Source organism: Microbacterium oxydans (assembly GCF_900095745.1).
Lineage (GTDB): Bacteria > Actinomycetota > Actinomycetes > Actinomycetales > Microbacteriaceae > Microbacterium > Microbacterium oxydans_B.
Genome location: NZ_FMIR01000017.1, coordinates 469,240 through 492,626, shown reverse-complemented (window position 1 = coordinate 492,626; position 23,387 = coordinate 469,240). Strand labels below are relative to the sequence as shown.

The following is a 23,387-nucleotide window of genomic DNA, read 5'->3' as shown; positions in this document are numbered from 1 at the left end:
CCGCGGTCAGCGGCCGAGCGTCCGGTGGTCCAGCACGGCCTTGCGCCCGGCCTCGACGTCGCTGCTGCGGATCGCCTCGATGAGCGCCTCGTGGATGTGCAGGCGCTCGTCCGTGTCCTGGCGGAATCCGGGGACGGCCAGTGCGTCTTCATCCGCCGCGCCGGCGGTCTCGCCCTCGATGTAGTCGACGAGGTTCAGGTAGAACGTCCGCAGCACCGCGTTCGGCGAGATCTCGGCGATGCGGCGATGCAGCCGCCAGTTGCCGTGCAGCCCCTCGATCGGGTCGTGCCAGTGGTCGGCGAGGTCGGACATGACCGCGTCGAGGTCGGCGATGTCCGCATCGGTGCGGTTCAGGACGGCATCGTGCATGACCGCCTCGTCGAGGGCATCGAGCACCTTGATCACATCGTTGACCGGAGCGCCGGTCTGGCGCAGGCGGAGCACGCTGTGGGCGAGTCGGATGAGCGGCGACTGGTCGGCGACGAAGATGCCGCCGCCCGGGCCCGGGCGCAGGTCGACGGAGCCGCGGGCGCGCAGCACGCGCAGCGCTTCGCCGAGTGTGGCCGGCGCGACGCCGAACTGCTCGCACAGGTCCTGGCGCGTGCCGATGCGGTGGCCGGGGGTGAGGCCCTCGGACTTGATCATCGCTTCGACCTCGGTCACGACGCGGTCGGCGACGGACTGTGCGGGCGCGACACGCTGGAAGGTGCGCGCGTCATCCTGGGTGCTGGCCACGGGAGTCCTTCGGTCGGGGCAGTGTTGTGCAGCGGATCTCTCACATCCTAGAGACGCCTCGCCGCCGGGGAGCGGCGGCTCAGGGCGATTCTCCTATTTGCAGTAATTGAATGTATCTAATACAGTCAATCACGCAATGCTGCTCACGAGAGGAAACAGATGACCGACCACACCGGTGGCGATCTGCTCGCAGACTCCCTCATCAACCAGGGAGTCTCACGGATCTTCGGTATTCCGGGCGTTCAGCTCGATGCCGCCGCAGACGCCCTCCATGCCCGCGCCGACCAGGTCGACTTCATCTGCGCCCGCAACGAGCAGGCGACGACCTACATGGCCGACGGGTATGCGCGCAGCACCGGAGACGTCGGTGTCGCCATGGTCGTTCCCGGCCCGGGAGTGCTCAACGCCCTCTCCGGTGTGGCGACGGGCTACTCCGCGAACTCGCCGATGCTGCTCATCGCCGGACAGATCGATTCGAAGGCCATCGGCCGCGGACTCGGCGCCCTGCATGAGATCCCCGACCAGACGGGCATCCTCGAACGGCTCACCAAGTGGACCGGCATCGCCCGCTCCGCCGACGAGATCCCCGGACTCGTGCGCGAGGCCTTCGTGCAGCTGCGCAGCGGCCGCCCGCGTCCCGTCGCGATCGAGGTGCCGCCGGACGTGCTCGCCGCCACCTCGCGCATGGCGGCGGCCGAGATGGTCGCCGACGCCCCGCTCGTTCCCGACGAGCAGCAGATCCGCGACGCGGCGGCCCGGCTCCTCGCCGCCCGGCGGCCGATGATCGTCGTCGGCGGCGGAGTGCTCGCCTCGAACGCGTCCGTCGCGCTGCAGGCGCTCGCCGAGGCACTGGAGATTCCCGTGCTGATGACCGAGAACGGCCGGGGAGCGCTCGACGCCCGGCACCGCCTCGCCTTCGACGCGCTCGCGCTCCGTGCCTTCCGTGAAGACGCCGATCTCGTACTGGCGGTCGGAACCCGCTTCGTCTCCACCTTCGGAACCCAGGTCGACACCCATGGTGCGCCGGTGATTCTCGTGAACGCGGAAGAGGCGGACCTCGGCGGCCCGCGCGCCGCCGTGCAGACCCTCCACGCCGACGCCCGGCTGGCGCTCGCCGCGCTCGCCGCCGAGGTGGGCTCCCCGCAGCGCGATTCCCGCGAGAGCGAGTTCGTCCGCGTCCGCTCCTGGCTCGCCGAGCAGTTCGACGACATCGCCCCGCAGCGCGAGTACCTCGCCGCGATCCGCGGTGCGCTGCCCGAGGACGGCGTCTTCGTGAGCGAGTTCACCCAGGTCGGCTACGCGGCCAGTGCCTGCTACCCCGCGTATCAGCCGCGGACCTACATCGGCCCCGGCTACCAGGGCACGCTGGGCTACGGCTTCGCGACGGCTCTGGGCGTGAAGGCCGCGGATCCGAGCCGCTCCGTGGTCTCGGTCAACGGCGACGGCGGATTCTCCTGGACGCTGCAGGAGCTGTCGACGGCGAAGCGCTACGGCCTCGGGCTGGTGACGATCGTCTTCCACGACGGCTTCTACGGCAACGTGCGCCGCATCCAGAAGAACCGCTACGGCGCGCGCTACTTCGCCAGCGACCTGACGAACCCCGACTACGGCAAGCTCGCCGACGCGTACGGCATCCGCTCCGCGCGGGCGTACACGCCGCAGGAACTGGCGGGTGTGCTCGCCGATGCGGTCCCCGCGAACGAGCCGATCCTCATCGACGTGCCGGTGGGGGAGTTCCCCTCGCCGTGGCACCTCATCCATGAGGGCGTCCCGCGTCCCGTTCCGCTCGCGCCCGACGCGCACCTCGTGCAGCGGGCAGGGGTCTGACATGACCATCGGGCACGACATCGCAGGCATCAGGGAAGATGTCGATGGCCTCAGGGCGATCGATGTCGTCAGCCCGGCCGACGGCACCGTGATCGGTACCGTCGTCGCAGGCGGCCCCGCGGACGTCGATCGCGCGGTGGCTGCGGCCGCGGACGCGTTCGGCAGCTGGTCCACGACGCCGATGGCGCAGCGGATCGCTTACGTAGAGGCGCTCGCCGAGGGGTTGGCGCGCCACCGTGAGCTTCTCGCCGCGACCCTCAGCGCCGAGATGGGCTCGCCGATCGCGTTCGCGCGTTCCGCTCAGGTCGGGGTAGCGATCGCCGACCTGAACATGCTCGCCGATGCTGCCCGCGCGCACGTCGAGCGGGAGGCGGTGTCGAACTCCCTCGTCGTCTCGGAGCCGGTCGGCGTCGTCGCCGCGATCACCCCGTGGAACTTCCCGCTGCACCAGATCGTGCTCAAGGTCGGCGCCGCCCTTCTCGCGGGCTGCACGGTGGTGCTCAAGCCCAGCGAGGTCGCCCCTCTCAATGCCGCGATCATCGGGGACATCCTCCGCGAGATCGGATTGCCGGCCGGTGTCGTGAACATCGTGCACGGCGACGGCGCAGGAGTCGGCTCGCCCCTCGTCGCCCACCCGGGCGTCGACATGGTCACCTTCACCGGCTCACGCCAGGTGGGGGAGCAGGTGGCTCGCGCCGCGGCGGCGACCATCAAGAAGGTCGCCCTCGAGCTGGGCGGCAAGTCCGCCGCGATCGTGCTCGACGACGCACCGCTCGAGGAGTCGGTGCGCGGAGTGCTCGCCTCGTGCTTCGCGAACGCCGGCCAGACCTGCGCCGCGCAGACCCGCGTCCTGGTGCCGGAGAGCATGCGTGACGCCTGGCAGAACGTCGCGCTCGAGGTTGCCGCGGGCTGGGCCCCCGGTGATCCGCGCAAGGAGGGGACGGCGACCGGACCCCTGGCCTCCGCTCTGCAGCGCGATCGCGTCCGGGCGCACATCGCCACGGCGATCGACGAGGGTGCGCAGGTGCTGACCGGCGGTCTCGATATCGTCGAACCGACGGCAGGCGGCGCCTACGTGCAGCCCACGATTTTCACCGATGTGACGCCGGACATGCGGATCTTCCACGAGGAGGTCTTCGGTCCGGTGCTCACGATCACCCCCTACGGCACGGTCGATGAGGCTGTCGACCTGGCCAACGACAGCGTCTACGGACTGTCGGGCGGCGTGTGGTCGAGCGACCCTCGACGCGCCCTCGACATCGCTCTGCGCATGCGCACCGGGACCGTCGGCATCAACGGCGCAGGCCTCGATGTCGGTGCACCCTTCGGCGGATACAAGCAGTCGGGCGTCGGCCGGGAGTGCGGTGTCCACGGGTTCGAGGAGTTCCTCGAGCTCAAGTCGGTGATGGGCGCCGCTGCCCTCATCGACGATCGCTCGTGAAGTTACATACCCGAAACACCGGCGACACGAGCCAATAAAGAGTAATTCATAACATTCAATTGGGTTGACCCGCACCGTGCGGAACCCGTGAGAGAGGACACCATGAGACGCAGCATTGTCGCCGCGGCCGCCGTCGGCGTGACGGCCCTCGCCCTGTCCGGCTGCGCCGGTAAGGCAGAGCCCGGGGGAGGAGAGGCACAGACGATCAAGATCGCCGTGCAGTCGGATCCCGGAACGCTCAACCCGATCACGAATGCGACGAACGCGAGTGAGTCCGTATCGACGTTCGGGTACGAGTCGCTGCTCTTCTACCCGACCGGGGAGGAGCCCCGAGGGCTGCTCGCGGATTCGTGGGAGTCGACCACGACCGGCGTGGAGTTCACACTCAAGGACGGCATCCTCTGCGCCGACGGCACGCCGTTGACCGCGACCGATGTCAAGTCCACTTTCGAGTACGCCGCGGCCGACGAGACGGGCTCGCCCTACAAGGGCGTGTACTTCCCCGCCGAGGGCCTCACGATCGAGGCGGACGACGATGCCCGCACGGTCACCTTCACCAGCGCGAACGCCCAGAGCTTCCTCGCCGAGACGATCGGCGCCCTGCCGATCGTGTGCGCGTCCGGTCTCGCCGACCCGGCCGTTCTCGACACCGAGTTCCACGGCACCGGCGCCTACGCGTTGAAGGCGTCCTCCCCGGGGCAGTCGTACACGTTCACGCTGCGTGACGACTACACCTGGGGTCCCGACGACACGACCAGCGAGACAGCAGGGCTGCCCGGCACGGTGGAGATCTCGATCATCGAGAGCGACTCGACCGCCGCCAACATGCTCCAGACCGGCGAGGCCAACGTCGCAGAGGTCGGCGGCAGCGAGCGCGACCGGCTCGACAAGACCGAGTTCGCGAAAGAACTCGAGGTGCCGCTGCGCCCGGGGCTGATCTTCTTCAACCAGGCGGAAGGCCGGGTCGGCCACGATCTCGCCGTCCGTGAAGCTCTCGCCCAGGCTGTGGACCGCGAAGCCGTCGGACCTGTCGCCTCCGCGGGTCGCGGCGAGCAGATCACGACACTCGTGTCCGAGTTCGGCGCCGCGTGCACCGCGATGGACAGCTCCGGCGCCATCCCCGACTACGACGTGGATGCTGCTGCTGCCGCACTCGACGCCGCGGGCTGGGTCGAGGGCGCCGACGGCATCCGCGCGAAGGACGGCAAGCCGTTGTCCATCCTGATGCTCTACCCGGCATCCGAGAGCCAGGGCGTCACCGCCGCGATCGAACTGCTGCAGACCGAGTTCAAGAAGATCGGTGTGGATGCTGTGCCCACCCCGTCCGCGTCCTACACCGACGTGATCTTCTCCGGCGGCGACTGGGACATCGTGTGGGCCCCGATCTTCACGAGTCTCCCGAGCGACTGGGCCGGCATCCTGGGCGGCGAGTTCCCGCCCAACGGCGGCAACTGGACCTACAACAGCAACCAGGAGTACTTCGACCTGGTGGGCGAGGCGCAGGCGCTGGCCGGAGCCGACTCGTGTGACGCCTGGCAGGCTGCGCAGGACTCCCTGTTCCGCAACCTCGAGGTGCTGCCCGTCTACTCGTCGACGTCGACTTTCTACGGTGTCGGTGTGGAGTTCGGCATGTCGAAGAGCATCCTCGCTCCGACCACGATCCGCGTGACAGAGTGACAGGATGACGTCGCAGATCGTGACGCGGCCGAAGACCGTCGTGGTGGCCACCCCTCGGGGTGGTCGCCACGGCGGCGGCCGCTGGATCCCCTTCCTCCTCCGGCGCATCGGCCGGATGCTCATCGCGATGTTCGTGATCGTGACGGCGGCATTCGTCGTCCTCCGCGCCGCCGGGGGAGACCCGGTCCGTGCGGCTCTCGGACCGACCGCACCGGCATCCGTGGTGGCGGAGCGCCGGGCGCAGCTCGGGCTCGATGATCCGCTCATCGTGCAGTTCTGGAACTATCTGACGGGCATCGTGTTCCGCGGTGATCTCGGCGTCTCCCTGATCACCGGACGATCGGTGAACGAGCTGGTGGAGTACCGGCTCCCCGCCACCGTGCAGCTCGCCGGCATCGCGTTCATCGTGATCCTCCTCATTGCGATCCCCCTCGGGCTCGCCATCGCGATCCTCACCGCTGGCAACCGCCGTCGTCCCGTCGAGGTCGCCTTCACCTCGGTGACGGGCTTCTTCGCCGCCGTGCCGGAGTACCTGATCGGTGTCGCACTGCTGACGCTGTTCGCCATCACGATCCCGCTCCTCCCGGTCGCCGGCATCAGCGGCCCGCAGTCGTACATCCTGCCCGTCCTCGCGCTCGCACTCGGCGCGTCGGCGTCGCTGTCGCGCATCGCCCGTGTCGAGGCGCTCAACGTGCTCAGCGACGACTACATCCGCACCGCGCGCTCCAAGCGGCTCCCGGCCGCGATGGTGTACTTCCGGCACGCCCTGCCGAACATGCTCACCGCCACCCTGACCCTCGGCGGCGCCCTGCTCGCGACGATGATCGCCGGCAGCGTCCTGGTCGAGCGGGTCTTCAACTGGCCGGGCATGGGCAGTGCCTTCGTGCAGGCGATCATCACCAAGGACTACGGCATCGTGCAGGGGCTCGCGATCGTCTACGCGGCGATCATCCTCGTCGTGAACCTGCTGGTGGATGTGGTGCTCGCCATCCTCGACCGTCGTACGACCATTCTGGAGACCGCATGACCTCCTCGCACCGGCGGCGCTCCTGGCTGCTGCAGTCACCGATGGCGCTGATCTCGCTGACCTTCATCGCGATCTTCGCCCTCCTCGCCGTGTTCGCCCCGATGCTGTGGGGTACGCAGGCCGAGACCCCGTCGCCCGCTGACCTCCTCCAGCCGCCGAGTGCCGAGCACCCTCTCGGCACCGACGCACTCGGGCGGGACCTGCTGCTGCGCACGCTCGTGGCCACGCGGCTGTCGCTCGTGATGGCGCTGACCGCGACCGCGATCGGCGCGGTGGCCGGGCTGATCCTCGGCGCGCTGCCGGTCGTCGCCGGTCCGCGCGTGCAGCGCCTGTTCGGCTCGGTCATCAACACCTGGCTCGCCTTCCCGGTGCTGCTGGTGGCGATGCTCACCGTGATCCTGCTCGGCACCGGCTCCACGACGGCCGTGATCGCGCTCGCGCTGACCATGACCCCCTCGTTCGCCCGCCTCGCACAGACGCTCTCCTCGCGCGTCGGCGGTTCGGAGTACCTGGCCGCGGCCCGCCTGCTCGGGGTGTCGAAGACGCGTCAGTTCACCCGTTATATCCTTCCCAACATCGCCGAGCCGGTGATCGTGAACGTCACGATCTCGATCGGCGGCGGACTCCTCGCCCTGTCCAGCCTCAGCTTCCTCGGCGTCGGCGTGCAGCCGCCCGAGTACGACTGGGGCCGCCTGCTCAGCGAGGGCTTCGAACAGGTCTACAGCCAGCCGTCCGCGATCGTCGGCCCCGGTGTGATGGTCGTTCTCGCCGGCATCATGTTCGGCATGTTCGGCGAGGCGCTGGCCTCGCACATGCGCGGCCGTGGGCGCACCCGTACGCTCAGCGCCCGCGAGCTCGGCGACCCTGCCCGCGTCGCCTCGACCGAAGCGGTCGACGAGCGGGCGGACGATGTCGAACCGCTGCTCGACGTCGTCGGCCTCAGCGTCTCGTTCCCCGGCGAGCACGGCTGGGTACGCCCCGTGCAGGACGTCTCGTTCCGCATCGCCCCCGGCGAGATCGTCGGCGTGGTCGGCGAGTCCGGCAGCGGCAAGAGCGTCACGATGATGGCGATCGCGCAGCTGGCTCCGGCCGGCGCCGCCGTCAGCGCGCAGCGCCTCACCTTCGCGGGCGAGGAGCTGTCCGGGCTGTCGAGCGAGCGCGCGGCGAAGAAGCTCGGCACGAGGGTCGGTGTCGTGTTCCAGGACTCGCTCACCGCGCTGAACCCGGCACTCCGCGTGGGTACGCAGCTCGCCGAGGTGCCGCGCGTGCACCAGAAGGCGACGCGGCGGGAAGCGGATGCCGCGGCCGTCGACGCGCTGGCGGCCGTGTCGATTACCGATCCGGCGCGCCGGGCCAAGCAGTTCCCGCACGAGTTCTCCGGTGGCATGCGGCAGCGTGCGCTCATCGCGATGTCGCAGATCGGGAAGCCGCGGCTGATCATCGCCGACGAGCCCACCACGGCGCTCGACGTCACGGTGCAGCAGCGGGTGCTCGCCCTGCTCCGCCGCGAGTGCGAGGAGACCGGGGCGGCGGCGATCGTCGTCTCGCACGACATCGCGGTGCTGGCCGAGCTCTGCCAGCGCATCCTGGTCATGTACGGCGGCCGCATCGTCGAAGACGTCGACGTCCGCCACCTCGCGGAACCCGAACGGCTGGCGCACCCCTACACCCGCGCGCTGGCGGAGTCGCTGCCGGATCTCGACACCGACCGCACAGCACCACTCGCGACGATCCCCGGCGAGCCGCCGGACCTCGCGCAGCCGGTGGTCGGCTGCGCGTTCGCGCCGCGCTGTGCGTTCGCCACCGAGCTCTGCCGCACCGAGACCCCTCAGCTCGTCGCGCACGGCTCCGGCCGCGTGGCGTGCTGGCACCCGCAGGACGTCGGAGTGCACGAAGACGAATTCGCGAAGGCGGGTGCATGATGGCCGATCTCGTCATCGAGAACCTCGTGGTCACATTCGGTCGCGCCCCCCATGCCGTGAATGCGGTGGACGACGTGTCGCTCACGGTGCCGCACGGCACGACGGTGGGGCTGGTGGGCGAATCCGGATCGGGCAAGTCCACGGTGGCGCGCACGGTCGCGGGGCTTCAGAAGCCGACGTCGGGCCGGATCCTGCTCGACGGCAAAGACCTCGCGGTCGGACGCCGTGATCGCAGGGCCCACGCCCGAGACGTGCAGATGATCTTCCAGGACCCGTACTCGTCGCTGAACCCGCGCATGTCGGTGGGCGAGACCCTGGACGAGGCGCTGGCCACCCACGGCTCCGGCAACGCCAAGGCTCGTGCGGCCGGCGTCAAGGAGCTGCTCGAACTCGTGCGGCTGAAGCCCGGTGTGTCGGAGTTGCATCCGTCGAGCCTGTCCGGCGGCATGCGGCAGCGCGTCGCGATCGCCCGCTGCCTCGCGGTGAAGCCGCGCCTGATCATCGCGGACGAGATCACGTCCGCCCTCGACGCCTCGGTGCAGGGAGCGGTGCTCAACCTGATGCGCGACCTGCAGCGCGAGCTGGAGCTCTCGGTGCTGTTCATCACTCACAACCTCGCCGCGGTGCGCTACATCGCCGACACCACGGCCGTGATGCGCAACGGCGAGATCGTCGAGCACGGCGATGCCGACGCGATCGTCACGAACCCGCAGCATCCCTACACACAGGCGCTCGTGGCGGCCATCCCGCGCATCCAGAACGCCGGCACCGACAGCCTCCTCCACTCGATCGGATCCTGAATGACCCTGCTCGACGACGCTCAGGTCCTGCTGCCCGAGCTCGTGGCCCTGCGCCGCGCCATCCACGCCGACCCCGAGCTGGGTCTCGAGCTGCCGCGCACGCAGCGGCGGGTGCTCGACGCGCTGGAGCCCCTCGGACTCGAGGTGGTCCTCGGCGAGGGCCTGAGCTCGATCGCCGCGGTCGTGCGCGGCGCGCATCCCGGACCGACCGTGCTGCTGCGTGCCGACATGGATGCGCTTCCCCTGGTCGAGGACACGGGGCTCGACTACGCGGCATCCGGGGAGCGGATGCACGCCTGCGGGCACGACCTGCACGTCGCCGGTCTCGTCGGTGCCGCCCACCTGCTGGCGGGGCGCCGTGAGGAGCTCCACGGCGACGTCCTGCTGATGTTCCAGCCGGGCGAGGAGCTCGGCGACGGCGCGAAGCGGATGCTGGCCGAGGGGCTCCTCGAGACCACCGGGTCCCGGCCGGTCGCGGCCTTCGGCATCCATGTCGTGCCCGGCGAGTACGGCGTGTTCTCGACCCGTCCCGGCGCGCTCATGGCCGGCGCGATCGAGGTCGAGATCACCGTCACGGGAGCCGGGGGACACGCCTCGGCGCCGCATCTGACCCGCGATCCCGTGCCCGTCGCCGCCGAACTCGTCACCGCGCTGCAGACCTTCGTCACCCGCCGTTTCGACGTGTTCGATCCGGTCGTCCTCAGCGTCACACAACTGCATGCCGGGGGACCGGCCCGGAACATCATCTCCGACACCGCCACGCTCGTCGCCTCGGTGCGGGTGCTGTCGCACGAGTCGAGTGCGCGCGTGCAGGCGGAGCTCCCCGTGCTCGTCCGCGAGATCGCGGCCGCCCATGACTGCACGGCCCAGGTCGATGTGAGCGTGCTGTGCGCGCCCACCGTGAACGATGCCCGCGCGGTGGAGCGGGTGCGAGCCACGCTGCAGGGCCTGTTCGGCGACGAGCGCGTGTGGGAGACCGCGCACCCCGTGATGGGATCGGAGGACTTCTCCTTCGTGCTCGAACAGGTTCCGGGGGCGTTCCTGTTCCTGCGGGCGACGCCGGCGGAGGTCGATCTCGAGACGGCGTCTCCGAACCACTCTCCGACGGTCGTGTTCGACGATGCGGTCCTCGCCGATCAGGCCGCGGCGCTCGCGGCGTTCGCGCTGGAGACGCTCACCGCGTGATCCGCAGCCTCGTCGGGCTCCTCAGCGGGTGAGGAAGGCGCGGAGGTCGGCGTTCAGGCGCACCGCGACCTCGGGGTCGCTGTACATCATGTGGCCGGCGCGGTACCAGTGGGTCTCGGTGCGCTCGCGCGGCAACCCCCACTGCCGCAGCAGGTGGTCGGCCGCGCCGACGGTCGTCAGCGAGTCGTACACGCCGGTGCCGATGAACAGTCGTCCGCGCGGAGTCTGCTTCATCCAGCGTGACAACCGTGCCGGGTACGGGTACGTGCGGAACGGGGAGGGCCGTCCGTAGGCGACGAACTCCGCGCCGCCCTGCTCGTCCCAGTCCCAGTCCCGGCCCGCCTCCGGGTCGACCACGCGATACGGCTGCGTGGGGGCGGTGCCGAAGACGTGTCGCAGCAACTGCTGCAGCCCCGCCACGTACCGCGGGGAGAGCGCCACATCGGAGGCGTCGTACTCGAGCTCACCGGAGCGGCGGTCGGCCGCCGGTGCGGAGTACCGGCTGTCGGTCACCCCGAGCACGCGTCCGGGGAGCAGACGCGAGCGGAAGTCCTGCTTGCTGACCCAGAGCCGATCGTCGGCGAGCTCGCCCGCGGGGAGCCCGATCATCCGCGAGAGGCGCTCCGAGACGGCGGCGCGCTCGTCGACCGGCAGCTGGTCGCCCTGCAGCATCGCGAGGGCGAGGTCGCCGCGAGCGAAGTCCAATGCCGCGGTGATCGCATCCTCGACCGTCTCGTGTTCGCGGGAGCCGACGCCGTGATGCCAGGCCGTCGCCGCCTTGAACGGCAGGTTCGCGAGCGCTCCGACCACGTTGCCCGGACGATCCAGCGTCTCCTGGATGTTGACGGCCTGCCCCAGCAGCACGATGCCGTCCAGCGGCGCGGTGTCCATGCTGTGCGATGACGTCGCGAGGAAAGCCGCGCGCAGGGTTCCGTAGCTCTCTCCGAGGAAGAACTTCCGGGAGTTCCAGCGCCCGTGCCGGTCGACCCAGTCCGAGATGGCGGCGGCGATGGCGTCGGCGTCTCCCTCCACGGAACGGAAGTCCGACGCATCGGCATCGTCAGCGAAGTCGCCGAATCCGGTGCCGGGTGCGTCGAGGAACACCAGGTCGGCGACGTCGAGGATCGTCGATGGGCTCTCCTCCACGCCGTAGGGAGGGTGCCCGGCGTCGGCGAGGTCGACGGGGACCTGGGCGCGCATCGGCCCGATCCCGCTCAGGTGCAGATAGAGCGTCGACACTCCCGGACCGCCGTTGGTCAGGAACAGCACCGGGCGATCCGTGCCGTCGACGATGTAGCTGAACGCCGAGATCGTCCCTTGCGATGAGCCGTCCGAACGCCGCAGCGGGAGCTCTTCGAGGCGGACGATGTAGGCCAGGTCGCCGACCCGCTCCGCGGCCTCGAGCCCGATCATCCGTGCGTCGTCGCGACGCGGTAGAAGTCGTCGAGATCGCTCTTCATGCGCTCCACCGCCCGTTCGTCCACGAAGGTCATGTGACCGGACTCGTAGAACGTGAAGCGGATGTTCTCGCGCAGGCTCGGCGCCAGATACAGCTGCGCCACGTCGACCTCGGGTCCGAAGAACGGAGTGGCCAGGTCGTAGAAGCCGCCCATCACGAACACCTTCAGGTTCGGGTTGCGGCGCACGGCGGCCGACAGGTCGATGGAGACGTCGGGCACCAGCTGCGGGGTATCCACGCCCGGTGCCTTGTGCGTCCAATCCCATGCGCGGGAGATGGGCATGTTGTGCAAGTGGCGGTAATGCAGCTCGCTGGTGAAGCCGATGTCGTGCGCGAGGTGGGCGCGGTACGTCGAGAGGTGTGCGCTGTTGACCCCGGCGGTGGCGGCGTCGTCGGTGGCCGGGTCGTGCGAGCCGTTGCCGACGACGTACTGGTGCTCGGCGGTGAAGCGGGTGTCGAAGCGGCCGATCACGCGCCCTTCGTCGGCGAGCAGGGCGTAGCGGTACTGCTCCATCCCGATGCGGAAGTGGTGCTTCTTCAGGTAGTCGGCGTCGAGCCCGACGAGGGCGCTCATGCGTTCGGCGACGGCGTCCTCGAGATCGGTGGGCAGCAGATCGCCACGCAGCAGCGCTTCGGCGAACGGACCCTGGGCGAACTCGCGTGCATCGACGAGGAGCGGCTCGAGCGCGGTGTGCGCGGTGCGGACTTTGCCGTGGTACCAGGCGGTCGCCGCGTACGAGGGGAGCAGATTGATGTACTCGCGGGGTCCGCCGAGGTTGCTCTCGCCCCAGTTGAGCACGGTCGACAGGAGCACGACACCGTTGAAGTCGAGGCCCTGGTTCTGCAGCCGGTGTACGAGCGACGCGGCACGTGTGGTGCCGTACGACTCGCCGAACAGGAAGCGTGGCGCGTTCCAGTTGTTCGTGATCGTGAGCCAGCGCGTGATCGCCTTCGCGAACGCGGCCACGTCCTGGTCGACGCCCCACAGCTCGGCCGGTGTCGCATCACCGAGGAGACGCGAGTATCCGGTGCCGGGCGCGTCGATGAACACGAGGTCGGAGGCGGTGAGCAGCGTGTGCGGGTTGTCGCCGCTCGCGTAGGGGGCGGGCGGCGTCGCGAGGGGAGTGTTCGTGGGCGTGCGCTTCGGTCCGAAGCCGCCGATGTTGAGCCAGAGGCTCGCCGAACCGGGGCCGCCGTTGAACAGGAACGTCACGGGGCGCACCGGGGCGCCCTCCTCGCGGTCGGCGACGTACGAGGTGTAGAACACGCTCGCGAGCGGGCGGTGCTCGTCGTCGCGGACGATCACGGTGCCCGCTCCGGCGCTGTAGTCGAGCGAGCGGCCGCCCGCGGTGATGCGGTGGCGGCGTGAGGTGAAGGTCTCCGTGTCAGGTGCGTCTGCGGGGGTCGGCTCGGTCACAGGTCTCCCTCGGGAAAATGAATGAGTGAATTGAATATATCTTAATCATTCACTCGCGTGACGACCGAGGAAGTTGTAGACCTCGTTGTCGTCGACGCCGGGGAACGCGCCGCGGGGGAGCGGGGAGAACATGTGCGTGTGCACGCGCGCGCTCGGCCAGGCCCTGCCGTTCCAGCGCTCGGTGAGCTCGGCGGACGGCCGCCGGCAGCAGGATTCGTCGGGGCAGGTCGACACGGCGCGGTCGCTGGTCTCGCGTCCGCGCCACCAGCGTGCGTCGTCGAAGGGCACCCCGACCGTGATGGAGAACTCTCCATCGGTCGATGCCCCGGTCTGCGTCGAGCACCAGAACGTTCCCGACGGTGTGTCGGTGTACTGGTGGTGCTCCGTGGTGCGGTTCTGCTGCGTGAACGCGGCGCGCGCCTGGAACTTGCGGCATACCCGCTGTCCCTCCACCGCGCCGGTCACGTCCATGGGCAGCGGCAGGTCGTCGTTCTCGTAGACGCGGGTGATCGCGCCCGTGGCATCCACGCGGAGGAAGTGCAGCGACATCCCGAGGTGCTGGGTGAGCAGGTTCGTCATGCGCATGCCGGCGCCCTCGTGCGTCACGCCGAACGCGTCGCGGAAGTCTTCGACCGCGAGGTTGCGATCCTTCTTGGCCTGCTGCAGGAAAGCGACGGCGGCCGTCTCCGGCATCAGGCAGCACGCGGCGAAGTAGTTGATCTCCAGCCGCTGCTGCAGGAAGTCGGCGTAGTCGGTCGGAGGCGTGTGCCCCAGGTAGCGGTGCGCCATGGCCTGCAGGGCCATCGAGCGCAGACCGTGACCGCCGGGGATCGACGCCGGCGGCAGGTAGATCCGCCCGTTCTCGAGGTCGGTGACCGATCGCGTGGAATGTGGCAGGTCGTTGACGTAGATCAGCTCGAAGCCGAGCTTCTCGGCCATGATGCTCACCGTGCGGTGGGTGAGAGCGCCCTGCACGTGCCCCGCGGCCTTCAGATGCTTCTCGGCGAGCTTCTCGATCTCGGGGAGGTAGTTGTTCTGCGCGCGCATGCGCAGCCGCATCTCGGTGTTCGCACGCCGTGCCTCCTCCGGGGTGGCGATAGCTTCGCGCTCGCGGCGCTGCAGTTCGCGGTGCAGTCCGAGCACCGACTCGATCGTCTCATCGCTCATGCCCTTGGTCACGCGCACGGGCGCGACGCCGAGCTGCCGGAAGACGGGGCTCTCCTGGGCGCGTTCGAGTTCGATCTCGAGGGCGGCGCGACGGTTCGGCGGCTCGCCCGAGATGAGGTCGGTCACCTCGGTGCTCGTGGCGTGCGCGATCGCCTGCAGCAGCGACAGCTTGGGTTCGCGCTTGCCGTTCTCGATCAGGCTCAGCTGCGACCCGGCGACGCCGACGAGCGCGCCGAGCTCGTCGAGCGTGAATCCTTTCTCCAGCCTGTGGTGACGGATGCGATGACCGAGAGTCGTGAGGTGGATGCCGGAGGACGCCATTCCTTGAGTGTAGCGAAAGAATCGCCGTTCTTATCGCTCGATTCGTCCGAAAGTCCGGTCGGAACCGGAAGAAGATAGGTGCAACGCCCCACAGTTCAAAGGAGCACACGTCATGGCCTTCGCCGAAGTCTTCACCCCCCGCACGTCTCCCGTCGCACCGACGCGTACGTTCGGCGCGGCTCCGACGTATGACACCCCCGCCATGGCCGAGCTAGCCGCGTGGGTCGAGGAGATCCGTGCTCTCACCCAGCCCGACTCCGTGCACTGGGTCGACGGCTCGCGCGCCGAGAACGACTGGCTGCTGCACGGGCTCGTCGACGAGGGCAAGCTCATCAAGCTCAACCCCGAGTGGCGTCCCGGCTCCTACCTCGCCCGTTCGCACCCCAGCGACGTCGCCCGCACCGAGGGGCGCACGTTCATCGCCTCCGAGCGCGAAGAGGATGCCGGCCCCACGAACAACTGGGCGGACCCCGCCGAGATGCACACCAAGATGGACGAGATCTTCGAGGGCTCGATGCGCGGCCGCACGATGTACGTCGTGCCGTTCTCGATGGGACGCGTCGGCGGCCCGCTCTCGCACATCGGCGTGCAGATCACCGACAGCGCCTACGCGGTCGCGTCGATCGGCATCATGACCCGCGTCGGCGATGCCGTCACGCGTCAGATCGCCGAGGGAGCGCCGTGGGTCAAGACCGTGCACACGGTCGGAGCACCGCTCGCCCCGGGTGAGCACGACGTCGAGTGGCCCTGCAACGACGACAAGTACATCGTGCACTTCCCCGAGTCGCTCGAGGTCTACTCGTACGGTTCGGGCTACGGCGGCAACGCGATCCTCGCCAAGAAGTGCTTCGCGCTGCGTATCGCCTCGGTGATCGCCCGCGACGAGGGCTGGCTCGCCGAGCACATGCTGCTGATCCGCGTGATCGACCCGCAGGGCAAGGCGTACCACGTCGCGGCCGCTTTCCCCTCGGCGTGCGGCAAGACGAACCTCGCCATGCTCCGCCCCACGATCCCGGGGTGGAAGGTCGAGACCCTCGGCGACGACATCGCCTGGATCCGTCCGGGCGAAGACGGTCGCCTGTGGGCGATCAACCCCGAGGCCGGCTTCTTCGGCGTCGCGCCGGGCACCGGCGAGTCGACCAACGTCACGGCGGTCGAGACGCTGTGGGGCAACACGATCTTCACCAACGTCGCGCTCCGTCCCGACGGCGACGTGTGGTGGGAGGGCCTGACCGACGAGGCGCCCGCGAACCTGATCGACTGGGAGGGCAACGAGTGGACGCCCGAGTCCGGTCGACCGGCGGCGCACCCCAACTCCCGCTTCACGGTGTCGGCGGCGCAGTGCCCGCAGATCTCCGACGACTGGGAAGAGGCCGTGCCGCTCGACGTCATCCTCTTCGGCGGACGCCGCGCCAGCAACGTCCCGCTCGTGGTCGAGGCCACCGACTGGACGCACGGTGTCTTCCTCGGCTCGAACATCTCGTCGGAGCGCACGGCTGCGGCCGAGGGCACGGTCGGAGAGCTGCGCCGCGACCCGTTCGCGATGCTGCCCTTCTGCGGATACAACATGGCCGACTACTTCGGCCACTGGCTGAAGGTCGGTCGTGGTCTGCGCTTCGACCGCGCACCGCGCATCTTCCAGGTGAACTGGTTCCGTCGCGGTGACGACGGCCGGTTCCTGTGGCCCGGCTTCGGCGACAACTCCCGTGTCGTCGACTGGATCATCCGCCGCATCGCGGGCGACGTGCCCGCGGTCGACAGCCCCATCGGACGCCTGCCGCGTGTGGAAGACCTCAACCTCGACGGGCTCGACATCCCCGCCGCCGACCTCGACGAGCTGTTCGCCGTCGACGCCGCGGCGTGGCAGACCGAGGCCGACCTGACCGAGGAGTTCTACGACACCTTCGGCGACAAGGTTCCGGCGGCGCTGCGCGCCGAGCTGGCCTCGCTGCGCTACCGCCTCGCCAAGGCCTAGCCCCCAGACCGGTGCCGGTTCGGGGGAGCCGGCACCCTCACACCCGCGAAGGCGGGACATCAGAGACGAACCCATGGCTGAGTGGTCTCCGACGTCCCGCCTTCGTGTTGTCCGGGAACGGACGTGAATCAGGTGAGCAGCTGGTGCCGGGCGAGGTCGCGGTACAGCGGCGTCGTCTCGACGAGTTCCTCGTGCGTGCCCTGGCCGACCACGACGCCGTCCTGCAGCACCACGATCAGGTCGCTGTCGACCACGGTCGACAGGCGGTGCGCGATCACGATGAGCGTGCGGTCGGTCGAGACGGCATCGATGGCTTCGCGCATCCGCTGCTCGTTCACGCCGTCGAGTGATGACGTCGACTCGTCGAGCAGCAGGATCGGGGCGTCGGTGAGCAGGGCGCGGGCGATCGCGAGGCGCTGACGCTCGCCGCCGGACAGCATCACGCCGTCTTCGCCGACGGGGGCCTCGATGCCCAGCGGGTTGCGCTCGAGCACGTCGCCGAGGTTCACGGCGCGCAGCACGCGTTCGCAGTCGGCATCGGTCGCATCGGGCGAGGCGAGACGCAGGTTCTCGGCAAGCGTGCCGGCGAGGGTGGGCGCATCCTGCTCGACGTAGCCGAAGTTGGCGCGCAGGTCGTCGCGCGGGTAGGTGCGCGCGTCGTGGCCGTGTAGGCGGATGGACCCGCCGGTCGGGTCATAGAACCGCTCGATCAACGACAGGATCGTGCTCTTGCCCGCACCGCTGGGGCCGACGAGGGCGACCCTGGCGCCGTGAGGCACGGCGAACGACACTCCGCGGAGCACTTCGTGGTCCTGCGCGGCCGGTGCCGCATCTTCGACCGATTCCAGATGCGCATCAGCGAGAAGGGTCCGCGCTGCCTTCGCCGCGGCCTGACGCGCTGCCACCACGTTCGCGGGGTAGTGGAAGCGCACATCGCGGAACTCGATGGCCGGAGCGCCGGGGGCTGCGTCCTCGTGAGGGAGGGCGGCGGCGATGGCTTCGTCGTCCTGCGACTCCGTCGGCAGGTCGAGCACCTCCTGGATGCGACCGAGTGCGCCGAGTGCCTGGTTCACCGAAGTGATCGCGCCGAAGGTCGTGGCGAGCGGCATCACCAGGAGGAACAGGAACATGATGAACGAGATCAGCGACGCGATGGTGATCGCGCCGGCGGCCACCCGGAACCCGCCGACGCCGAGGACCACCAGCAGCGACAACTGCAGCGCGATGCCGGAGACGGGCACGACCATCGACGAGATCTTGGCGATGCGCACACCGATGCCGTACGCGTCGGTGGCGAGCTCCGACACCGCGGCCGTCTCGCGCTCGGTGGCGCCCGAGGCGCGGATGGTGCGGATCGAGCCGACCGCACGCTCCACGCCGGAGGCGAGCTCGCCGACCTTCTCCTGCTGGGCGGTCGAGGCGGTGCGGATGCGGCCGCTGAGCAGCACGACGACCGTGACGGAGATGCCGATCACGACGACGATGAGCAGCAGCAGGATCGGGTCGATCACGAGCATCGCGATCAGCGCGCCGAGGAACAGCACGGCGCTGCCGACGGCATCCGCGAGGCCCTGCGTGAGCACGGCGTAGAGGAGGGTCGTGTCGGTGCCGACGCGTGAGACGAGGTCCCCGGTACGGCGGGCATCGAACTCCGAGGTCGGCAGGTGCAGGATGCGGGCGATCAGCTTGCGGCGGCTCGAGTGCACGACCGCGGTGCCGGTGCGCTGGAGCAGGTAGTGCTGGAAGCCGGAGATGACGGACGACACGATCACGAAGCCGACCAGCAGCCAGACGAGGATCCCGATGCCGGTGTCGGACTGCACCGCCTCGATGACCTGGCCGACGAGCAGAGGCTGCACGAGAGACGTGGCGGCGCCGACGACGCTGAGCACGGCGACCACGATCAGGGTGCGCTTGTGTTCGAAGAGGAAGGGGAGGAGCTGGCGGAAGGTGGCGCGCGGGCCTTCGGGCTGTGCGCCACGTCCGCGGCGGCGTGCTGTCGCCGAACCGGACATGCGGGACCTCGATCTGGAGATGGTACTTCGACCGTACTTCGTTCGCGGTCGAATCCTATGGGCGGGCTGTATGGGTGGGCGTCGTCGGGGTCGAGCGTCAGGAGCGACCGAACCGCCGGTGCGCGGCTTGCTTGCTCACTCCCAGCGCGCTCGCGATCGCCTGCCACGAGTATCCGAGGTTGCGGGCGCGGCGCACATTCGCCTCTTCGGCGCGAGCGATCTCCTTGCGTGTCTCGGCGAGCCTGTGCAGTGCGGCCAGGGGCTCGCTGCCGTCGTCCTGTGCGATCGCGGTCGGCTTTGTCATGATGGACCTCCTGCGTCAATACTTGTTGACTTCGTCACGGAAGTCAATTTTTGTTGACGCCGCGGGTTATGCCGAGGCCCTCGGTATCCCGCTTCTGACGCTCGACCGCACGCTCGCGAAAACGGCAGCGCGCTACTGCGAGGTCATCGTCCTCTGACGGACGTCCCGATGCAGAGAAGCGGCCTCCTGGGTGGGGAGGCCGCCTCTCAGTGGTCAGAGTTCGACGGCGGCGGCGACCCCGAGGTCGTCGTCGTAGTCGTGGTCCTTGGTCTCGGGCGTGAAGATCAGCGCGACGAAGGTCAGCACTCCCATCGCCGACAGGTACAGGCCGACCAGCCACGGGGCACCGCCCGCTGCCTCCCACAGCTTCAGGGCGATCAACGGTGCCACGGCGGCGCCGAGGATCGACGACACGTTGTAGGCGATCGCCGACCCCGTGTACCGCACGTTCGTCGGGAACAGTTCGGGCAGCAGCGCACCCATCGGGCCGAACGTGGCCCCCATCAACATGAAGCCGAAGACGAGGAACGCCTGCGTGAGGGCACCCGTGAACTTCGGGTCGACGGCGGGCAGCAGGAACGTGTTGAACGTGAAGCCGAACACGATGATCGCGCCCGTGACCCAGAGCAGCAGCTTGCGTCGACCGATCGCGTCGGCGATCGGCCCGGACAGCAGCGTGAAGATGCCGAAGAACACCACGCCGATGATCTGCATCAGCACGAAGTCGGTGTAGCCGAAGCCAAGGCCGGGGTAGAACTGCGCCGCGAACTTGGTCGGGTCGAAGGGGGCGCCCGTCGCTTCGGCGGCAGCCTTCGCGGCGGCCGAAGCAGTCTCCAGCGACGCGGGCTTGGTGCCGTAGGCGAGGGTGAAGTTCGTCATCAGGTAGAACAGCACGTACGTCGCCAGCATGATGAACGTGCCGAGGATCAGCTGCTTCCAGTGGTGGCGGAAGACGGTCGCGAGCGGGAGCTTGCGGATGGCGCCCTTGGTCTCTGCCTTCTTGAAGGTGTCGGACTCGACGAGCTTCAGTCGCACCCACAGGCCGATGATCACCATGACGGCGGAGAACAGGAACGGGATGCGCCAGCCCCAGGAGAGGAACGCCTCGGACTTGAGGACCGGGTTCTCGGAGTGCGGCAGCAGCCAGTTGATCGCGAGGAAGAGGAAGTTGGCGATGATGAAGCCGAGCGGTGCGCCCAGCTGCGGGAAGGTGCCGTACCAGGCGCGCTTGCCCTTCGGGGCGTTCTCGGTGGCGACCAGAGCCGCGCCCGACCACTCACCACCGAGCGCGAAGCCCTGAGCGAGACGCAGGATCAGCAGCAGGAGCGCTGCCCACCAGCCGATGTCCTGGTACGTGGGGAGCAAGCCGATCACGAAGGTCGCGATGCCCATCGTCAGCAGCGATGCGACGAGGGTGGCCTTGCGGCCGAACTTGTCGCCGAAGTGGCCGAAGACCACGGCGCCGATGGGGCGCGCGACCATCGCTGCACCGAAGACGGCGAACGACGACAGGAGCGAGGTGGTGTCGTCTCCGGTCGGGAAGAACAGCACGGGGAACACGAGAACGGCCGCCGTCGCATACGCGTAGAAGTCGTAGAACTCGATGGTCGTGCCGACCAGACTCGCGGTGATGACGCGCGAGCGTGGGTTCGCAGGCGCAGTGGCAGTACTCATGAGGCTCCTCCGTTCAGCCCCTTGGTATACCGGGGACTCGGCGAGTTTACGCCTTCCTGAGTGTTGGCTGTGTACGCGTTTCGCGTGTCATCCGGTGCGCGACCCGGATGCGTAGAGTCGAGGGCGGCGAAGGGCGGGAGGAACGATGACCACGAGGATGCTGCTCCTGGCCGACACCCACGTGCCGAAGCGGGCGAGAAGGCTGCCGGATGCGGTGCTGCAGGCGGTCGACGATGCCGAGATCGTGGTGCACGCGGGCGACTGGGTCGACGAAGCCACACTCGATCTGCTCGAGTCGCGGTCTCGGGTACTGCACGGCGTGTACGGCAACAACGACGGGTCCGAGCTGCGGTCACGCCTTCCGGAGGTCGCCCGGTTCACGGTCGAGGGCGTCGATGTCGCCGTCGTGCACGAGACGGGGGAGTCCCGCAAGCGTGAGGAGCGGATGGACGAGGCGTACCCGGGCATCGATCTCCTCGTATTCGGGCACTCGCACATTCCCTGGGACACCGTGTCGCCCGCGGGCCTCCGGCTGCTCAACCCCGGATCGCCCACGGATCGGCGCCGGCAGCCGGTGTGCACGATGATGTGGGTCGAGGTGGACGGACGCCGGATCGAGGCGACGCTGCTGCCGTTGTCGTGATTCATCCGCCCGTCTCCCGCGCTCCCCTGCGCTCCGGCGTCACTCCTCCGTGACGCCGAGTGCCGGTGCCTCGACGAACCGGGCGACGGGTGCCAGAATCTGCTCGAGTTCGAGAACGACGAGCCGGTTGCGGCCCTCGCGCGTTGCCGGGGCCGGCACGTAGAGCGTGCGCTGCGGTCCGTTGCGCCAATAGCGGCCGAGGAAGAATCCGTTGACGAACGCGTATCCCTTGCTCCATGGTGCGGTGTCGAGGAACAGGTCGGCAGGGGCATCCAGGGTGAACTCGGCCGTCCACGCGAGCGGGCGTTCTCCCGCAGCATCCGTCGGCTGACCCGCATCGATCTCCGCGGCGACGGCGGCGACGTCGAGGGGTGTCGAGCGCCACCCGGTTATGGGCGTGCCATCGAGCGTGACCGCGCCGATCAGGCCCTTCTCCTCGCCGAGTCGGTGGTCGTAGTTCACGCGACCCTGGTCCTCGACCAGGATGCTGAGGGTACGGCCCTTCGGGATGCGGATCGCACGGTCGTGTCGCGTGCGGGAGAGCGTGCCGACAGCGACCCCGTCGACGCTGACCCAGGCGAGGTCGCGCACCTCGTCGGTGACGAGGAGACCGCCGCTCCCGTCCGGGAGGTCGACGTCGTAGCGCACCAGCGCACTCAGGTGTCCGAGAGCGTCGAAGCTCTGCGGCTGCGCGGTGACCGTGCCGGCCCCGTCGCCGCCCGTCCAGGTTCCGACGGGGGAGAGGGAGACGTCGAACGCGGGGGCAGCGATCGTGACTGCCGGCATCTCTTCCGGCACCGGAGCGTACTTCGCGATCACCTCTCGGAAGGCGAAGAACTTCTCCGTGGGGTTGCCAGCCTCGTCGAGCGGCGCGTCGTAGTCGTAGGAGGTCACGAGCGGCAGGTAGCGGCCCTTGTCGTTCGCGCCGTTGGTGAGCCCGAAGTTCGTGCCGCCGTGGAACATGTAGATGTTGACCGACGCTCCGGCGGCGAGAAGGGCATCGAGATCGGCTGCGGCAGCGGCGACATCCGTCGTGTGATGCACTCCGCCCCACCAGTCGAACCAGCCGTCCCAGAACTCCGAGCACATCAGGGGGCCCGTCGGCTGGTGCCGCCGCAGGGTGGCGAGGCGTTCCGCGCTGCGGGATCCGAAGGAGCCGGTCTTGTGCAGGCCGGGAAGGCTGCCGTCGCTCAGCATCTGATCCACGGGTTGATCCACGGTCGTCAGCGGCACCGTGATTCCGGCATCGCGCGTGACGGCGACCAGGGCCTCGAGGTAGGCCTTGTCCGCGCCGTAAGCGCCGTACTCGTTCTCGATCTGCACGAGCACGACGGGCCCGCCCCGGTCGATCTGGCGCGGCGCGACGATGTCGTACACGCGTCGCAGGTAGGCGCTCACCTCGACGAGGAAGTCAGGAGCCGACGATCGCAGGTTCTCCATGCTCCCGGTCAGCCACACCGGCAGACCGCCGTTGTGCCACTCGGCGCAGATGTAGGGACCAGGGCGCACGATCGCATCCAGACCCTCGGCATGAACGAGGTCGAGGAAGCGTCCGAGATCGTTCCACCCGGTCGTGTCCCACTCGCCGCGCCGCGGTGCGTGCGCGTTCCAGGCGACATACGTCTCGATCGTGTTCAGGCCCATCAGCCGTGCCTTGCGGATGCGGTCCTGCCACAGGTCCGGGTGCACGCGGAAGTAGTGGATGGCGCCGGAGATCACCTGATGCGGCTGACCGTCGCGGAGGAAGTCGGTGTCGCCGAGAGAGAACGTGGTCACGTGTCGGAGTGCTTTCGATCGA

The 23,387-nt window shown here is 69.1% G+C and carries 18 protein-coding genes; 10 read left to right on the top strand and 8 right to left on the bottom strand.

Annotated elements, in window-relative coordinates; genetic code table 11:
* Positions 1 to 6: 6 nt before the first annotated feature.
* Positions 7 to 735, bottom strand: coding sequence for a FadR/GntR family transcriptional regulator (locus BQ2383_RS12655; protein ID WP_091034423.1), 729 nt, complete (start codon positions 733 to 735; stop codon positions 7 to 9).
* 159 nt (positions 736 to 894) lie between these two features.
* Here BQ2383_RS12655 and BQ2383_RS12650 point away from each other — a divergent pair, with 159 nt between their 5' ends.
* The 7 genes from BQ2383_RS12650 to BQ2383_RS12620 all read left to right on the top strand — a co-directional run bounded on the left by BQ2383_RS12650 (position 895) and on the right by BQ2383_RS12620 (position 10,614).
* Positions 895 to 2,562, top strand: a complete 1,668-nt coding sequence (locus tag BQ2383_RS12650; RefSeq protein ID WP_091034420.1) for a thiamine pyrophosphate-dependent enzyme — start codon at positions 895 to 897, stop codon at positions 2,560 to 2,562.
* Position 2,563: 1 nt separating this feature from the next.
* A complete protein-coding gene (locus tag BQ2383_RS12645) occupies positions 2,564 to 4,003 on the top strand; it encodes an aldehyde dehydrogenase family protein (RefSeq protein ID WP_091034418.1) in 1,440 nt (479 codons plus the stop codon).
* A gap of 102 nt (positions 4,004 to 4,105) precedes the next feature.
* On the top strand, positions 4,106 to 5,680 hold the full coding sequence (locus BQ2383_RS12640) for an ABC transporter substrate-binding protein (protein WP_091034415.1): 1,575 nt from the start codon (positions 4,106 to 4,108) through the stop codon (positions 5,678 to 5,680).
* Between the two features lie 4 nt (positions 5,681 to 5,684).
* Positions 5,685 to 6,707 carry an ABC transporter permease gene (locus tag BQ2383_RS12635; RefSeq protein WP_091034413.1) on the top strand — a complete coding sequence of 341 codons (1,023 nt, stop codon included), beginning with the start codon at positions 5,685 to 5,687 and terminating at the stop codon, positions 6,705 to 6,707.
* On the top strand, positions 6,704 to 8,629 hold the full coding sequence (locus tag BQ2383_RS12630) for a dipeptide/oligopeptide/nickel ABC transporter permease/ATP-binding protein (protein ID WP_091034410.1): 1,926 nt from the start codon (positions 6,704 to 6,706) through the stop codon (positions 8,627 to 8,629). The genes BQ2383_RS12635 and BQ2383_RS12630 overlap by 4 nt, the downstream gene beginning before the upstream one ends.
* Positions 8,626 to 9,429 carry an ABC transporter ATP-binding protein gene (locus BQ2383_RS12625; RefSeq protein WP_208617668.1) on the top strand — a complete coding sequence of 268 codons (804 nt, stop codon included), beginning with the start codon at positions 8,626 to 8,628 and terminating at the stop codon, positions 9,427 to 9,429. The genes BQ2383_RS12630 and BQ2383_RS12625 overlap by 4 nt, the downstream gene beginning before the upstream one ends.
* Complete coding sequence (locus BQ2383_RS12620; RefSeq protein WP_091034405.1) at positions 9,430 to 10,614, top strand: M20 metallopeptidase family protein; 1,185 nt, start codon at positions 9,430 to 9,432, stop codon at positions 10,612 to 10,614.
* 21 nt (positions 10,615 to 10,635) lie between these two features.
* Here BQ2383_RS12620 and BQ2383_RS12615 read toward each other — a convergent pair whose 3' ends face one another.
* The 3 genes from BQ2383_RS12615 to BQ2383_RS12605 are packed head-to-tail and all read right to left on the bottom strand — an operon-like array spanning position 10,636 to position 14,978.
* Positions 10,636 to 12,027: a S10 family serine carboxypeptidase-like protein gene (locus BQ2383_RS12615; RefSeq protein ID WP_091034402.1), complete on the bottom strand. Its 1,392-nt coding sequence runs from the start codon at positions 12,025 to 12,027 to the stop codon at positions 10,636 to 10,638.
* On the bottom strand, positions 12,024 to 13,490 hold the full coding sequence (locus BQ2383_RS12610; protein ID WP_091034398.1) for a S10 family peptidase: 1,467 nt from the start codon (positions 13,488 to 13,490) through the stop codon (positions 12,024 to 12,026). The genes BQ2383_RS12615 and BQ2383_RS12610 overlap by 4 nt, the downstream gene beginning before the upstream one ends.
* Positions 13,491 to 13,535: 45 nt before the next feature.
* Positions 13,536 to 14,978, bottom strand: a complete 1,443-nt coding sequence (locus BQ2383_RS12605; protein ID WP_029263022.1) for an XRE family transcriptional regulator — start codon at positions 14,976 to 14,978, stop codon at positions 13,536 to 13,538.
* Between the two features lie 112 nt (positions 14,979 to 15,090).
* Between BQ2383_RS12605 and BQ2383_RS12600 the strand changes: the two genes are divergently transcribed.
* Complete coding sequence (locus tag BQ2383_RS12600; RefSeq protein WP_208617667.1) at positions 15,091 to 16,953, top strand: phosphoenolpyruvate carboxykinase (GTP); 1,863 nt, start codon at positions 15,091 to 15,093, stop codon at positions 16,951 to 16,953.
* 128 nt (positions 16,954 to 17,081) lie between these two features.
* On the opposite strand, the gene BQ2383_RS12595 is transcribed toward BQ2383_RS12600, so the two are convergent.
* Together BQ2383_RS12595 and BQ2383_RS12590 are read right to left on the bottom strand one after the other, a co-directional pair.
* Positions 17,082 to 18,968 carry an ABC transporter ATP-binding protein gene (locus tag BQ2383_RS12595; RefSeq protein ID WP_091034396.1) on the bottom strand — a complete coding sequence of 629 codons (1,887 nt, stop codon included), beginning with the start codon at positions 18,966 to 18,968 and terminating at the stop codon, positions 17,082 to 17,084.
* Positions 18,969 to 19,065: 97 nt separating this feature from the next.
* On the bottom strand, positions 19,066 to 19,272 hold the full coding sequence (locus BQ2383_RS12590; protein WP_091034395.1) for a transcriptional regulator: 207 nt from the start codon (positions 19,270 to 19,272) through the stop codon (positions 19,066 to 19,068).
* Here BQ2383_RS12590 and BQ2383_RS19390 point away from each other — a divergent pair.
* Positions 19,271 to 19,429 (top strand): hypothetical protein, encoded by a 159-nt coding sequence (locus BQ2383_RS19390; protein WP_167381619.1) that lies wholly within the window; start codon positions 19,271 to 19,273, stop codon positions 19,427 to 19,429. The genes BQ2383_RS12590 and BQ2383_RS19390 overlap by 2 nt on opposite strands.
* A 56-nt stretch (positions 19,430 to 19,485) precedes the next feature.
* On the opposite strand, the gene BQ2383_RS12585 is transcribed toward BQ2383_RS19390, so the two are convergent.
* Positions 19,486 to 20,946: an MFS transporter gene (locus tag BQ2383_RS12585; RefSeq protein ID WP_091034391.1), complete on the bottom strand. Its 1,461-nt coding sequence runs from the start codon at positions 20,944 to 20,946 to the stop codon at positions 19,486 to 19,488.
* 145 nt (positions 20,947 to 21,091) lie between these two features.
* Here BQ2383_RS12585 and BQ2383_RS12580 point away from each other — a divergent pair, with 145 nt between their 5' ends.
* Positions 21,092 to 21,589 carry a metallophosphoesterase family protein gene (locus BQ2383_RS12580; RefSeq protein WP_091034389.1) on the top strand — a complete coding sequence of 166 codons (498 nt, stop codon included), beginning with the start codon at positions 21,092 to 21,094 and terminating at the stop codon, positions 21,587 to 21,589.
* A 39-nt stretch (positions 21,590 to 21,628) separates the two neighbouring features.
* On the opposite strand, the gene BQ2383_RS12575 is transcribed toward BQ2383_RS12580, so the two are convergent.
* Positions 21,629 to 23,365, bottom strand: a complete 1,737-nt coding sequence (locus tag BQ2383_RS12575) for a glycoside hydrolase family 35 protein (protein ID WP_091034386.1) — start codon at positions 23,363 to 23,365, stop codon at positions 21,629 to 21,631.
* Between the last annotated feature and the right edge of the window lie 22 nt (positions 23,366 to 23,387).

Coding starts and splice junctions, on each gene's coding strand:
- BQ2383_RS12590 (WP_091034395.1), bottom strand. CDS start 19,272: ATGACAAAGCCGACCGCGATCGCACAGGACGACGGCAGCGAGCCCCTG.
- BQ2383_RS12645 (WP_091034418.1), top strand. CDS start 2,564: ATGACCATCGGGCACGACATCGCAGGCATCAGGGAAGATGTCGATGGC.
- BQ2383_RS12580 (WP_091034389.1), top strand. CDS start 21,092: ATGACCACGAGGATGCTGCTCCTGGCCGACACCCACGTGCCGAAGCGG.
- BQ2383_RS12620 (WP_091034405.1), top strand. CDS start 9,430: ATGACCCTGCTCGACGACGCTCAGGTCCTGCTGCCCGAGCTCGTGGCC.
- BQ2383_RS12605 (WP_029263022.1), bottom strand. CDS start 14,978: ATGGCGTCCTCCGGCATCCACCTCACGACTCTCGGTCATCGCATCCGT.
- BQ2383_RS12615 (WP_091034402.1), bottom strand. CDS start 12,027: ATGATCGGGCTCGAGGCCGCGGAGCGGGTCGGCGACCTGGCCTACATC.
- BQ2383_RS12625 (WP_208617668.1), top strand. CDS start 8,626: ATGATGGCCGATCTCGTCATCGAGAACCTCGTGGTCACATTCGGTCGC.
- BQ2383_RS12635 (WP_091034413.1), top strand. CDS start 5,685: ATGACGTCGCAGATCGTGACGCGGCCGAAGACCGTCGTGGTGGCCACC.
- BQ2383_RS12640 (WP_091034415.1), top strand. CDS start 4,106: ATGAGACGCAGCATTGTCGCCGCGGCCGCCGTCGGCGTGACGGCCCTC.
- BQ2383_RS12650 (WP_091034420.1), top strand. CDS start 895: ATGACCGACCACACCGGTGGCGATCTGCTCGCAGACTCCCTCATCAAC.
- BQ2383_RS19390 (WP_167381619.1), top strand. CDS start 19,271: ATGATGGACCTCCTGCGTCAATACTTGTTGACTTCGTCACGGAAGTCA.
- BQ2383_RS12595 (WP_091034396.1), bottom strand. CDS start 18,968: ATGTCCGGTTCGGCGACAGCACGCCGCCGCGGACGTGGCGCACAGCCC.
- BQ2383_RS12585 (WP_091034391.1), bottom strand. CDS start 20,946: ATGAGTACTGCCACTGCGCCTGCGAACCCACGCTCGCGCGTCATCACC.
- BQ2383_RS12630 (WP_091034410.1), top strand. CDS start 6,704: ATGACCTCCTCGCACCGGCGGCGCTCCTGGCTGCTGCAGTCACCGATG.
- BQ2383_RS12600 (WP_208617667.1), top strand. CDS start 15,091: ATGGCCTTCGCCGAAGTCTTCACCCCCCGCACGTCTCCCGTCGCACCG.